Origin of the sequence: Bradyrhizobium genomosp. III, from assembly GCF_000261705.1 — a bacterium.
Taxonomy (GTDB): Bacteria; Pseudomonadota; Alphaproteobacteria; order Rhizobiales; family Xanthobacteraceae; genus Bradyrhizobium; species Bradyrhizobium ottawaense.
Genome location: NZ_AJQF01000536.1, coordinates 1 through 12,607, shown reverse-complemented (window position 1 = coordinate 12,607; position 12,607 = coordinate 1). Strand labels below are relative to the sequence as shown.

12 protein-coding genes are annotated in these 12,607 nt (G+C 58.3%); 11 read left to right on the top strand and 1 reads right to left on the bottom strand.

Going from position 1 to position 12,607, the window contains the following annotated elements; all coding sequences use genetic code 11:
- Positions 1–37: 37 nt before the first annotated feature.
- From panD to IC66_RS47440, 8 genes are all read left to right on the top strand, one after another.
- Positions 38–391, top strand: a complete 354-nt coding sequence (gene panD, locus IC66_RS0141135; RefSeq protein WP_028144145.1) for an aspartate 1-decarboxylase — start codon at positions 38–40, stop codon at positions 389–391.
- Between the two features lie 76 nt (positions 392–467).
- The gene (locus tag IC66_RS0141130) at positions 468–1,622 is read left to right on the top strand and encodes an 8-amino-7-oxononanoate synthase (RefSeq protein WP_011084892.1); all 1,155 of its coding nucleotides are present in this window, start codon (positions 468–470) and stop codon (positions 1,620–1,622) included.
- Complete coding sequence (gene bioD / locus IC66_RS0141125; RefSeq protein WP_038951307.1) at positions 1,619–2,254, top strand: dethiobiotin synthase; 636 nt, start codon at positions 1,619–1,621, stop codon at positions 2,252–2,254. The genes IC66_RS0141130 and bioD overlap by 4 nt, the downstream gene beginning before the upstream one ends.
- Complete coding sequence (locus IC66_RS0141120; RefSeq protein ID WP_018646903.1) at positions 2,251–3,516, top strand: adenosylmethionine--8-amino-7-oxononanoate transaminase; 1,266 nt, start codon at positions 2,251–2,253, stop codon at positions 3,514–3,516. The genes bioD and IC66_RS0141120 overlap by 4 nt, the downstream gene beginning before the upstream one ends.
- Positions 3,517–4,762: 1,246 nt before the next feature.
- Positions 4,763–5,641, top strand: a complete 879-nt coding sequence (gene panB / locus IC66_RS0141110) for a 3-methyl-2-oxobutanoate hydroxymethyltransferase (protein WP_038951306.1) — start codon at positions 4,763–4,765, stop codon at positions 5,639–5,641.
- Positions 5,642–5,644: 3 nt separating this feature from the next.
- On the top strand, positions 5,645–6,496 hold the full coding sequence (panC, locus tag IC66_RS0141105; RefSeq protein ID WP_011084897.1) for a pantoate--beta-alanine ligase: 852 nt from the start codon (positions 5,645–5,647) through the stop codon (positions 6,494–6,496).
- 12 nt (positions 6,497–6,508) lie between these two features.
- Positions 6,509–6,868 (top strand): hypothetical protein, encoded by a 360-nt coding sequence (locus IC66_RS0141100; RefSeq protein ID WP_011084898.1) that lies wholly within the window; start codon positions 6,509–6,511, stop codon positions 6,866–6,868.
- Between the two features lie 668 nt (positions 6,869–7,536).
- The gene (locus IC66_RS47440) at positions 7,537–7,737 is read left to right on the top strand and encodes a hypothetical protein (RefSeq protein WP_014497761.1); all 201 of its coding nucleotides are present in this window, start codon (positions 7,537–7,539) and stop codon (positions 7,735–7,737) included.
- 343 nt (positions 7,738–8,080) lie between these two features.
- Here IC66_RS47440 and IC66_RS0141090 read toward each other — a convergent pair whose 3' ends face one another.
- Complete coding sequence (locus IC66_RS0141090) at positions 8,081–8,284, bottom strand: hypothetical protein (protein ID WP_014497760.1); 204 nt, start codon at positions 8,282–8,284, stop codon at positions 8,081–8,083.
- Positions 8,285–8,680: 396 nt separating this feature from the next.
- On the opposite strand from IC66_RS0141090, the gene IC66_RS0141085 reads away from it, so the two are divergent.
- From IC66_RS0141085 to IC66_RS0141075, 3 genes are all read left to right on the top strand, one after another.
- Positions 8,681–8,959, top strand: a complete 279-nt coding sequence (locus IC66_RS0141085; protein WP_011084900.1) for a hypothetical protein — start codon at positions 8,681–8,683, stop codon at positions 8,957–8,959.
- 732 nt (positions 8,960–9,691) lie between these two features.
- A complete protein-coding gene (locus IC66_RS0141080; RefSeq protein WP_011084901.1) occupies positions 9,692–10,078 on the top strand; it encodes an ectoine synthase in 387 nt (128 codons plus the stop codon).
- Between the two features lie 571 nt (positions 10,079–10,649).
- Positions 10,650–12,607: non-ribosomal peptide synthetase (locus IC66_RS0141075; RefSeq protein WP_244429247.1), on the top strand; the 1,958-nt coding region annotated here is incomplete at its 3' end.

Below are 12,607 nucleotides of genomic sequence, written 5' to 3'. Positions count from 1 at the left end.
CACGTGGCGCTATTTAGGTACAGACCCTAGGTGAGAAATGCAGATAACTTTGATGAAGGGCAAAATCCATCGCGCCTCAGTGACCGAAGCTGATCTGCACTATGAAGGCTCGATCTCGATAGATCGTACGCTCCTGGAGGCAGCAGGAATGGTGATCAACGAGCGCGTCGAAATCTACAATGTAGAAACAGGGACGCGCTTTGCCACCTACGTGATCGAGGCGCCGCCGATGTCTGGTACGATGAGCCTGAACGGTGCGGCTGCCCGACTGGTGATGCCCGGAGACAAGATCATTATCGTTGCATATGCCTCATTCGATGAGGCCGAAGCAAAGAAGTTCAAGCCACGTGTTGTGCGTGTGGACCGAGATAATCGCATCCTGGCAAGTTGAACCTAACGGGCCATCCTTCCTTCTTAAACGGCCAACGCATCTTTTGCGTGATTTGATGCGATCCTCGGAGTGATGAATGCGGTCGATCCAGACAGCAAGACTTAGTCCCTACGTCGCAGCGTTGAATGCCTTGAACGAAGATAAACGGCTGCGCTGCCTCAAGCCGCGCGTGGGGATCGATTTCGCATCGAACGACTATCTGGCGCTCGGGAACGCCTCGCGCATCAAAAAGGCGATGGTCGCCGCGCTCGAGGCGGGCACTCCGGTTGGAGCCGGCGGGTCGCGGCTTCTGCGCGGCAATTGCGAGGAGCATGAACGGCTCGAAACAGAAGCGGCTCAGTTCTTTGGCGCGGAGGCAGCGCTTTTCTTTGGAGGCGGCTACATCGCAAATTTTGCCCTCCTGACAACGCTCCCGCAGCGCGGCGATCTGCTCGTTCTCGATTCGCTCGTGCACGCCAGTATTCACGAGGGGGCGCGGGCCGGTCGCGCAGAGTGTCGAATTCACGCGCACAATGATCCCCAGTCAGTCGAAGACGCAATTCGCGCCTGGCGAAACAAAGGTGGAGCGGGCCGCGTGTGGATTGTGGCCGAAAGTCTCTACAGTATGGATGGCGACTTCGCTCCACTCGAAGAGCTAGTGGCAATCGCCGATCGCCAAGACGCGTTTCTGATCGTGGACGAGGCACATGCCACAGGCGCTTACGGGCATCAAGGACGAGGGCTCACGGCCCCTTATGACAAGCGCGAAAATCTCATCGTCGTTCATACCTGCGGCAAAGCGCTCGGTGCGGCGGGTGCACTTGTTACGGCCTCCGGCATCTTGCGCGATTTCATGGTCAACCGCTGCCGTCCGTTTATTTTTGCCACCGCCCCATCACCATTGATGGCCGTTGCCGTTCGAGAGGCACTCCTCACCCTGCAGAAAGAGCCGGAGCGGCAGCAACGGCTGGCCAAACTCGTTGCGTTCGCGCATCGGCAGATCACCTCGCTTGGTTTGCGCACACCATCGACCTCTCAGATCGTGCCCTACATCGTAGGTGACAATGCTCATGCAATGCGACTTGCCTCTGCTCTGCAGGCGCGCGGCTTCGATATCCGCGGAATTCGGCCGCCAACCGTCCCTGCAGGCACCGCCCGCTTGCGAATTTCGTTGACACTCAATGTTGGCGAAGCGGACGTGCGCGCGATGCTCGATGCGCTGGTTGAGGTGACGAGGGGCTCGTTTCGATGAATAAACGGATCGTCGTGACTGGTACGGACACCGGCGTCGGCAAAACGGTATTCTCCGCAGGGCTCGCCGGGCTTCTCGGCGCGAATTACTGGAAGCCGGTCCAGGCTGGACTCGAACAAGAGATCGACTGCGAGTGCATCCGCCGCCTCGGTGGCCTCTCGTCCGATCGGATTGTCCCGGAGCTCTATCGACTTCGGACGCCCGCGTCGCCCCATCACTCAGCGGAGATCGACGGCGTTCGCATAGATACAGAGACGCTTGGACTGCCGGACAGCGGCGAGCGGCGACTCGTGATCGAAGGCGCCGGCGGACTCATGGTGCCGCTGACAGCGCGCACGCTTTACATCGACATCTTCGAGCGCTGGCAGCTTCCCGTCGTGCTTTGCGCAAGGACGGGACTGGGCACAATCAATCACTCCCTGCTCTCCATAGAGGCTCTGCGGAAGCGTCAGATTCGAATCCTTGGGATTGCGTTCATTGGCGAAAGAAACGCCGAAACTGAAAGCGCGGTTTGCGAGATCGGGAGAGTGCGTTGGTTGGGACGGCTCCCGTGGCTTGTTCCCCTCACAAACGATAGGCTGCAGGCCGCTTTCAAAGACTCCTTTGTTAGCAGCGATTTCCTGAACCTATGAAGACAGCTAAGAGGTCGCCGATCTGGCATCCGTTCACGCAGCATGCTCTACAGCGGGACATGACGAAGGTGGTCCGGGGAGAAGGGGCCTATCTCTACACCGAAGATGGCCGACGCCTTATCGATGCAATCTCCTCCTGGTGGGTCGTGACCCACGGCCATTGCCATCCATGCATCGTGAACGCGATCCGAGAACAGGCAGGCAAGCTCAACCAGGTCATCTTCGCCGGATACACTCACGACCCGGCTGAGCAGGTTGCGACGGAACTATTGAAGGTCACCTCCGCAGCGCTCGAACATGTGTTCTTCTCCGATAGCGGGTCCACCAGCGTCGAAGTCGCGCTGAAAATGGCGCTCGGCTACTGGCGCAATACCGGAAGAGAGCGAACCAAAATTGTGGTGATGCAGCACTCGTACCATGGCGACACGATCGGGGCGATGTCGGTAGGTAGCCGAGGCATCTTCAATGCGGCCTACGGGGCGCTGATGTTCGAGGTGACCTCGATTCCGTTCCCGGCAAGAGATTGTGAGCAAAGAGCTCTCGATGCGCTTGAAAACGCGTGTCGAAACGAACATCCCGCAGCCTTTATCGTGGAGCCCCTGATATTGGGTGCCGGTGGAATGCTGATGTATTCGCCCTCGGTGCTAAGAGAGATGAAGCGGATTTGCGAAGCCTTTGACGTCCTGTTCATTGCGGACGAGGTCATGACAGGCTGGGGCCGGACGGGTACCTTGTTTGCGTGTGAGCAGGCCGATGTCACGCCCGATATTGCTTGCTATTCGAAAGGCCTCACGGCTGGGGCGCTGCCGCTCGCCGTCACACTGTGTCGTGCCGATATTTTCGATGCGCATTATTCTGAAGATCGCACGCGTACGTTTTTTCATTCGAGCTCATATACGGCCAATCCAGTGGCCTGTGCCGCCGCCAAGGCTAATCTGGACCTATGGCAGGATCAGGAGTATCGCTGGCGGCTGGCATCCTTGGCGAGGATGCAAGAACAGGCACTCGCGCCGTTCCGCCTCGATTCACGGTTCGCAAACGTGCGGCGCACAGGAACAGTCACAGCGGTTGAACTCAACACGCGCGATGCCGGCTATCTGGCGGACATCGGTCCGAGGCTTTTGGCTTTCTTCCAAGCGCGGGATCTGCTGTTACGCCCACTCGGTAACACGATCTACGTGATGCCGCCTTACTGCGTTACGGCGGCCGATCTTGATGAAATCTATACTGCCATCCGCGACGCTGCTGACTTGCTGATGTGAGATGCACGAGACTGTGCGATCGTCTGCAGTGACAGGATCTTGGAAGGGAAAGTGCCCGTATTGCTGCTTTTGATAGTGCAACGAGGATGCAGCCCCCAACTTAAGCGCTCCCGATCCAACTGCCGCAGTAATTCTGCGGGCTAGTCATGCAAGGCGCAGCATTTGACCGAAATGTCGAGCGAATTGCGTAAATCACGATAGAGAAATCAATTATCTTGACCAAATTCTCGGCGAGGCTATCTGCGGAAAGTACTGCTTCGCGAGGCAGCCGCACATCAGAGTCAAGGCTCTTGATGGCTGCAACAACCAGGAAGACGGACCGCCGGGCGGGCCGCACCTTCGGTGCGCGCGTGGTGCTGTGGTCAGAGGGCAGCGGGGCTTCCTAGGTAAATGTCTGACAGGAGGCGAGAATGCACATTGGCTTCCGTAATTCCCTCGACCATTCAGCCACTTGCTGCGCGATATGCGGCGGAAAGTTTGGGCTGATCCGCCATTACTGCTGGCGAACGGCTCTTTGCTCGAAGAGATGCGTCAACCGCTTCAAGGCGCGGCGGGAGGCCGATCAGAAATGGCTTCGTTGGCTTCGAGCGGCTTAGGAATGGACTGAGTTGTGCCGGTACGGCCCTGGTCAGAGAATTCGAGTGGCCCTCTAGAGCACGTGGAAATCAAGTGACAGAAACATCGGCAAAAATAATCGACTTCACGGCCTACAGGGCCAGCAGGCTGGCGCGGTCTGAGCGCGTTCGCGACGACATCTACTCGACCGCGACTCTCGCTGCGCTTACGGCGGCCTGTCACCTTTGGACGTTCCTGGCCTGCCATCCGTTTGCTTTGCTCGGTGCGCAGGCGCCGAAGCAGGAGTCTCACGAGTCCCCCTAGCGGGCAGACACGGAGATGTGCCCTAAAGACGAAGTCCCCACTGCGCGCATCTGCGCTCGGTCCGGTCGCCGTCACCGTTTGGAGAGACTGCAATCAGCCCAGAAACGCGTGCAGATGGTGGCTCGTCGCGAGCGCCGCTCCTCGATTGAGGGCGCGGCTGGCATAGCCGCTGAAACTGCACGTGAAGACGAGCCATCGGGTGGTGAAATGGATGAGGAAGGTCTTGTCTCATGGTTGCGCGACCATTGGACTGTTTTTGCGCTGTTCCCCAGTTCTAGACAACTGGGATCTCCATCCTCCATGCCATTGACAGGTTTCTCCCGCGTTCTCTAGGAAGCGCCGACGGTGTGTGCGGAGCGGATTCAATATGAGCCACAGTTCAGAGCAGCCTCTAGAGCGTGTCACGATTCCGGCACTGCAGCAGTGGAAGGATAAAGGACGGCGTGTCGTGATGACCACCGCCTACGATGCGGTTGCGGCGCGCATCGCGGATCCCATTGTCGATATCATCCTGGTCGGCGATAGCGTTGGAAACGTCTGCCTGGGATTCGACAACACGCTGCCCGTCAGCGTGGCCATGATGAATCATCACCTGGAGGCTGTTGCGCGCACGAGGCCTCATGCCTTGCTTGTGGCCGACATGCCCTTTCTCAGCTTTCATGTCGGTTCTGAGGATACGATTCGCAATGCAGGAGGTTTTTTACAGCGTGGCGCCGATGCTGTGAAACTCGAGGGTGGTGCCAAACGCATCGAGATGGTACGCGCCTTGGTCGATTGCGACATTCCTGTGATGGGACATCTCGGTCTGACCCCGCAGAGCGTCAACGTCATGGGTGGATTCAAAGTGCAGGGAAGGACAACAGATACCGCCTTGCGGTTGCTCGATGACGCGCACCGTCTGCAGGAAGCCGGTTGCTTCGCGCTTGTCCTGGAGGGCATTCCTGCCGAGCTCGCGGCGCGAGCGACCGAATCTCTCACGATACCCACCATCGGGATCGGAGCAGGAGCCGATTGCTCGGGCCAAGTGCTCGTGTTTCATGATGTCTTGGGGCTAACCGAAGGCCATCGCCCCAAATTCGTTCGTGCCTATACAAATGGATTCCAGTTGTTCCAGGAGGCGCTGTCGCGCTGGGCTGCCGATATCCGCAAAGGGGCGTTCCCGGGCTCAGAGGAGTGCTATCGGCTTCCTGATCAGCTTCGGCATGCCGTCGCCAACTGGGCGCCCTCCAGTTCAACCTCAAGGTAAGAAATGAAAGTAATTACGAAGGTGGCTGAGCTGCGTCGCGCCCTTGCAGACGTTCGCAATGCCGAAAAGCGCATCGGATTCGTTCCGACGATGGGATACTTGCACGACGGCCACCTGGCCTTGATCTCGGCCAGCCGGGAACACTGCGACGTCACTGTCGTTAGCATCTTCGTCAACCCCACTCAGTTCGGCCCAAATGAGGATCTCAGCAGGTACCCCCGCGACTTCGCGCGCGATGAAGCGTTATGCGGCAGTGCCGGGGTCTCCATCATCTTCGCGCCAAGTGCAGAGGAGATCTATCCGGCTCAATTTGAGAGCTTTGTCGAGCCGGGCGAACTCGCAAAGCCGCTCTGCGGAGCTTTCAGGCCTGGACATTTTCGTGGTGTAGCGACCGTCGTCTGCAAGCTATTCAACATGGTGCAGCCGGACGTCGCGTACTTTGGACAGAAGGATTTTCAGCAATGCGCGGTAATACGCCGCATGACGGTTGATCTGAATCTTCCGATCGAGATTGTCACTGTGCCAACCGTGCGGGAGCCAGATGGGCTGGCAATGAGCAGTCGCAACCGTTATCTCTGCCCGGAAGAACGTGATCGGAGCTTGGCGATCAGCCGTGGCTTGTTCGCCGCAGCGCATGAGTTTGCCTCAGGGGAACGCGACGCCGCAACGCTGATTGCGCTTGCAAGAAGGCATTTGGAAAGGGTCGATCGACTACAGTACCTTGAGCTTGTCGACCCTGGGACTCTAAGGATTGCTGACAGCCCTCTGCGCTATCCGGCGGTGCTCTGTGTCGCAGCGTACGTCGGCTCCACGCGGTTGATCGACAATGTAGTCCTGTCCTGGTCGCCATCGTAGCGAGATCCGCAAGTGATTGCGCTCAGGAGCAGTCGAACCGGATGGGCTGGCCCTGAAATCCTCAACATCCTGGAAGAACTCTCGAAGACGATCCGGAACTGCCCTTTGCGTGCTGAACAACTCCCCCACGCTCGAGCTCATGATGTCGGTTGGAGATTGGCTCTGCCGCTGACGGGGTGGAGCGAGGCGGGGCCGCTCCACGCTGCCGAGATCATCCGCCTGCAAGCGGGCATCGCCAAAGGAGATTCGCTCAAAATCGTGTGCTGCCAATACGTGCGATTATGGATCAACAACCACGCGCCCATGACCATGAAATTACTTCACGATGGCGCAGACGACCTCGTCAAGCTGCAAAAAGCCGAAGCTCCCTAAGAGCGGCCAGGGGCGAGTCAAGGGGGCAGTGAAGCGCGGGCGCCGGATCCTGGCCCGATTTCGTCGCCAGACGTCGGGCGGGCGCTGGTTTTTGACGCAAAGATATGCTTCACCGCAAGAATTGGTCGCGATGTCCCTCTACAGTGTAGGATGCCAGGCGCTCGGGTTTGGAGCCGATAGGTGCCGTCTTGTGAAACGACATCGGAGCAGTGGCAAGCTATTTCTACCAACTCCATCGGGGCAGGTATGCCGAAGCGCAGCAGGCGCGATAAACGGCAAATCCTCTGGCCGCAATTGAACCTGATGAGGCTCGGCAACGAGCTAGCACCGTGCGAGCATTGGCCTGCGGCAGCCGCCCAGTCAGTCCGGCGCGCAATAGATGGCCGAGCATGCTGTACATCATCGCAGAGCATGATCGCAGGGAGCTCACATTGGCCTCTGAGCTCTAGCAAGCTTGTCTGCTAGGCCCAGACGGCCGACGAGAAGACAAACGCAGGCCGATCAAGCGAGCTGCCGCAATGGATCAGCGATCGCAGAGGTGCTGGACATTGCACCGCGCTGGAAATCGGCCGACCGGCAGTCGCGGAGGCTCATGCGCTCCGATGTACTTGAGTTGCGGTCCAGCAAATGCCCATTATCTTCCCCGATGGTATGAGGGAGATCTCTCAATGCTGGACGTTGGCACGATCACGCTTCTGCGCACGATCCTGGATGAGGTTTGCGTGAGCGTCCCACCGTATGACGCCGGCGTCCGCGCCTACGTTGCCTCCAGAATCCTGGAGGCCGCCACCAGAGGTGAGACGCGCCCCGATCTGCTTAAACAGATCGGTCAGGAAGCTCTTTCCAGAGCACCAACGATGTGGCGATAGATCTAGGACATGGCTTGTCATTGAGGTGAATTTCCAAGTCACAGTGCTGAAGATCCAGCTCGCAGAGTGTATCGTGGTCGCAAATCGATGGTGGCCTAACGTCACCCAAGACGCGGCGTTATCTGATGTGAATCGGTTGGCGCGCTGCTCGGTGCCCGGCCGATCCTTGAAACGAGAGAGCAGCTCGCACAGCAGACGCCGCATCCAAGCCTTGGCGCGCACCCTTGCGCGCCACGATGCCGGTGAGGCGACGCTCCAATAACCTTCGTCCGGAAACGGGGGCGAAGTCAGTGTTCGGCGCCGGAGCGCCGTCAACTCACGCGAGCCGGTGCGCCGTTGCTGTTTACTCCTGTGTGAGCGCCGCAAGTGCCCTTTCGATCACTGTGATGTCTTGACTGACCTGAGCGATCGCTGGCTTCGGATCAATGCCGGTAACGCAGTTCAACTGCTGCAGCAACTCCCGCCGATGCGCCAGAAGGTTCTCCAGCGCGCTGCGGTTGTTTAGTTTCACATAGCCGTCGACAATCAGTCCAATCGAAAGAGACATCGAAACTCTCAAACAAAGCTGTTCTCAACGAAGATGCGTATAGCACATCGGCAAACGATGTTCAGCTCCTCGGAAGAGAATACTGACGGGCGAGCTTGTTAGCGACAAGCGTCCGGCGCCGGGAGCGTGACCGACTATTCCTTGCGCCTTCCAAGCGCCCAGCTCTGTTTGAGCGACTAGCCGAGCAGAAAGACGGCGTATGGTGAGCCAAGAACGCTGCGGGTCGTGGCGATGGAAATGCTACGCTAGCGGAAGGAGTGTTGTCACGAACTGCCATTGTCCTTATCTGCCCGCCGAACGGCTTCCGAGATGCGATGGCGGGTGGCGCGTTGATCGACGACATGCTCGCCTGAATATCTCTTCGTAGAGATTGCGACGACCTCAGGAGCGTCCAGGATGCTCGATGAATATTTGGCCCGCATTCGTGCTCACCGCACAAACATCCACCGCTATCGTCGCCTGCTGAAGTCGAACCTGTCGGATGTCGAACGTCAGTTCATCGAAAAACGCCTCACCGAAGAGCAGACCGCGCTGGAGTTCCTTTCAGCCGAGACCTTCCCGCTCGCGTTTAGCCTCCGGAAGGGGCGGACATGCCGGCAAACTAGTCGCGGAGCCGCGAACGACGCGCGCGTTCCGGGCGGCCTGATCCGAGGCGCGGTGGGACCCCACGGCTGACCCTCCCAGCTGCGCATCCTCAAAAACCGCTCTGTACCGCGGGCTGTACCTAATTTGCGGGTTCTGATCGCGGCGGGCTTTGTCGAGTCCGATCGCCAAACACTTTCGAGCAGCATCACTGACTTCAATCCGGGACCTCTTCACCAGCGGATTAAAAAGCACCACTGTTCGACCGGTTCTCGCTCAGGACTTGTTTGTACTCGGCCATATCTCGGCAGTTTGTTAGATTGGCTACACGCCTAGCCAAATCGTTCTCACTAGCCAGCTGAGACAGCCACAACTTCATCGTTCATCGGTCTGCGACCACGGCATGAGATTTGCTCTGCTGGCTGAAACGCTGCGGAACCGTATTCGCGGCGAGAGGCACAGCAAGGAAGGAAACGACTTGCCAAATCTGCGAGTGGAGACAGTTTATGTCGGCGGCAGTATCTCCAGCAGCATTCTGGTGAATACACAGGCAAGCGGCGGTACCGCCCGAGACGTGGTACATCAAGTTGGTACGCGCCGATCGGCTGCGAAATACCCTCGTACCGATATTTTTACTAGTCGCCGTCGGGCAAATGGCAGGCCTTTTGCGTGTAGCCGATCCCGTAGGACTACTGCCCAGGTTCTCCGCGGCCGACGGTCGGTTGTTTCGACGGAGACCGCAGTCGGCCGCGCGACAGGGAAGGCGCCGTTCCGGAGCAGAACAACGGCCTCCAGCTTTTGGATCAATCAGAATCGGGCAACACCATGATTGTGCGTAGTCTGCACGACATTGAAGCAACCGATCACTTCGTCGATTGGGGCAATAGTACGAGCCACCGCCTTCTGACGGATAAGGACGGCATGGGTTTTAGCATCTGCCACACCATCGTGCGCGCTAACACCGTTTCTCTTCTGCAATACCGGAATCATCTCGAAGCCTGCTTCTGCATCGGTGGAGAGGGCGAGGTCGAGGACATGGACGGCAATGTCTTTCCTATTCGCCGAGGCGACATGTATGTGCTTGACAAGCATGACAAGCATCTCCTGCGCGGGGGACCGGACAAGGACATGATCCTCGTTAGCATCTTCAACCCGCCCCTCACCGGAACCGAGCGCCACAAGCTGGACGACCCGGCAGGCTCCACATATTGAGCGATGCGAAGAAACGCCAATCCAATATGAACTGCCGCTAATTGCGAGAAACATTTACTCGAGCGATCCAGCACTGGCTCGTACCGCACGCGCGGACTTTTTACGAAATGCCCACGCGATGCGGTTAGGTTGAGCTGACAAATTTACTTTGGCATTCCAGGTCCCTTTTTTTCTTGTCCGGAATACCCGGCGGGCGGGGTCTTGTGCGATTGATAGCGCGCTTAGTTGTACGATGTCTGGCGACGCTGTTGGACAGCTGACACAGCACCGCTGTGGCTATCGCATTGATTGCACTCGATTTCACCTTTGGCACGATACATGCGTAATCGTCTAAAGGGCGCCATAGAGGAGAAGTCGTTCGATGAGAACGCTTACCAGAAACGCTGACGCGCTTGAGTAGCAGCTGCGATACCGCCGCCACCATATTTGGTGGTGCGGAACGTTGGCGGAAGATTGAGTGATCCGCTTTGGCGAAGGGTTTCGTCACATCAATGCAGGCCAGCCAAAGCCCGAAAACAGATCCGAACCGATGTGAGCGATTTGCGTGAATCAAGGAAGACGCCGTCCGATCTTGAGCGATGATCAGGTGCAGAGCATATCTGCCGCGGATGAACTGCGGGCGCGTGGGGAGGAGTTTTGGCGACGGCGGCTCGAGCAGTTTAGCAGATTGCATCCGCCTTTCGTGTCATCGTCCGTGGCTGCGGCGCCGTCCCGATGGCAGTCGAGTTCATGGTTTAGCCCAAGCGGTTTGGCTATTTCCCCACAAGATCGCTCGGAATATTTGGTAGCAGCTTGGCTGATCTATCTCGCTCGGATCACGGGGCAACAAGAGTTTCAACTGGGATGGAAGCCTGCATGGGACCGATTGCAAACCGGCTCCAAACTCGTGATGGCCTCCGTCGTGCCGATGGATGTTCGCATTGAGCTTGCTCATGATTTTGAAGAAGTACGCAAAACCGTAGCGGCCGAAGTCGCTCAGCTGAGGGCGCACGCTAGCTTTGCCCGAGATCTTATAGCGCGCTGCCCGACATTGCGAGGAGTGGTGGCGCTACGGGCGCGCCAGCCTTGGCCGATTGGCATTGCAATCACGACAGAGAGCTGTCACGCCGCTGATGCTCTGACGACGAACCACAAAGCTGGGCATGCCTTGTGCGGCGATTTGCTGACCTTTGAGGTTTGCGCTCTGGATGGGAGCTTCCGCTGGCATTTTGATGCCGCTCGATTAGCACCGAAGCAGATCGACCGCATGACGCAGCATTTGCAAACTTTGTTACGCGGCGTGATGGCCGATGCTGGGCAGCCTGTCGGCCGAATAGACATTCTGGCCGCCGACGAACGCACGTATCTACTTGAGGATTTGAATCGGACGGCGGCGCCTTATCCGTTTGAGCTATGTATCCATGAGCTGTTCGAGGCGCAGGTGCAAAAGGCACCGGAAGCGGTGGCGGTGGTCTATGAGAAGGAGAGACTGAGCTATGGCGAGCTCAATGCGCGGGCCAACCGGCTGGCGCATCATTTGATCGAGCTCGGGGTCAAGCCGGACCAGCCGGTGGCGATCTGCCTCGAACGCAGCCTGGCGATGGTAGTTGGTCTCTTGGCGATCCTGAAAGCGGGCGGCGCGTATCTGCCGCTAGATCCGGCTTATCCGTCGGCGCGGCTGCGGCAGATTGTTGGCGATGCAGAACCGAAACTGCTGCTTTGCGATGTCGCCGGTCGAACCGCATTGGGCGCCGAAGCCGTGGCCGATGTGACGGTGGTCGATCTGGAGACGGCGACCCCGACTTGGGGCGAGCGGCCGCCTTCGAACCCGGACCCGGGCGCGCTTGGCCTTTCATCGCGCCATCTCGCCTATGTCATCTATACCTCCGGCTCAACCGGAATCCCCAAGGGCGTGGAAATGTCCCATGGCGCGCTTGTGAATTCGCTTGCGGGGATTGGCACGTCAAAACTGCGCACACTTCAATTCGCGACCCTGAACTTCGATGTGTCCTGTCAGGAATTGTTCATCTGTTGGAAGGACGGCGGAGTGCTTGTGCTCGTGCGGGAAGAGACCCGGAGGCACTTCTCCGACCTGCTGGAATTTATAGAGCGGGAGGCGATAGAGCGGCTTTTCCTCCCGTTCGTGGCATTGAATCATTTTGCGGAAGTCTGGAGCGCGCAGCGCGTGCAGCTGCCCTCTTTAAGAGAGCTTTATACAGCCGGCGAGCGATTGCAGGCCACTCCACTGCTTAGGACGTTCTTCGAAGCACATCCGAACGCGAGATTGATCAATCAATATGGGTCCACGGAAATCAGCGTCATTTCCGAGCACCACCTTGCAGCTGATCCGTCATGTTGGCCCCAGATGCCTCACGTCGGGCGTCCAATCGTCAACACGCGGGTGTACCTGCTGGATGGCCATGGCGCGCCCGTGCCGTTCGGTGCGGTCGGCGAGCTTTACATTGGCGGGGCGGGGGTGGCACGGGGCTACCTGAACCGCCCTGAGCTGACCGCGGAGCGGTTCATCGCCAGTCCCTTTGTCGAGGGCGA

What these genes read in the sequence shown, in the direction of transcription:
- IC66_RS0141130 (WP_011084892.1), top strand. Translation starts at nt 468, where the DNA reads ATGCGGTCGATCCAGACAGCAAGACTTAGTCCCTACGTCGCAGCGTTG.
- IC66_RS0141085 (WP_011084900.1), top strand. Translation starts at nt 8,681, where the DNA reads ATGCTCGATGAATATTTGGCCCGCATTCGTGCTCACCGCACAAACATC.
- bioD (WP_038951307.1), top strand. Translation starts at nt 1,619, where the DNA reads ATGAATAAACGGATCGTCGTGACTGGTACGGACACCGGCGTCGGCAAA.
- panB (WP_038951306.1), top strand. Translation starts at nt 4,763, where the DNA reads ATGAGCCACAGTTCAGAGCAGCCTCTAGAGCGTGTCACGATTCCGGCA.
- panC (WP_011084897.1), top strand. Translation starts at nt 5,645, where the DNA reads ATGAAAGTAATTACGAAGGTGGCTGAGCTGCGTCGCGCCCTTGCAGAC.
- IC66_RS0141090 (WP_014497760.1), bottom strand. Translation starts at nt 8,284, where the DNA reads ATGTCTCTTTCGATTGGACTGATTGTCGACGGCTATGTGAAACTAAAC.
- panD (WP_028144145.1), top strand. Translation starts at nt 38, where the DNA reads ATGCAGATAACTTTGATGAAGGGCAAAATCCATCGCGCCTCAGTGACC.
- IC66_RS0141120 (WP_018646903.1), top strand. Translation starts at nt 2,251, where the DNA reads ATGAAGACAGCTAAGAGGTCGCCGATCTGGCATCCGTTCACGCAGCAT.
- IC66_RS47440 (WP_014497761.1), top strand. Translation starts at nt 7,537, where the DNA reads ATGCTGGACGTTGGCACGATCACGCTTCTGCGCACGATCCTGGATGAG.
- IC66_RS0141080 (WP_011084901.1), top strand. Translation starts at nt 9,692, where the DNA reads ATGATTGTGCGTAGTCTGCACGACATTGAAGCAACCGATCACTTCGTC.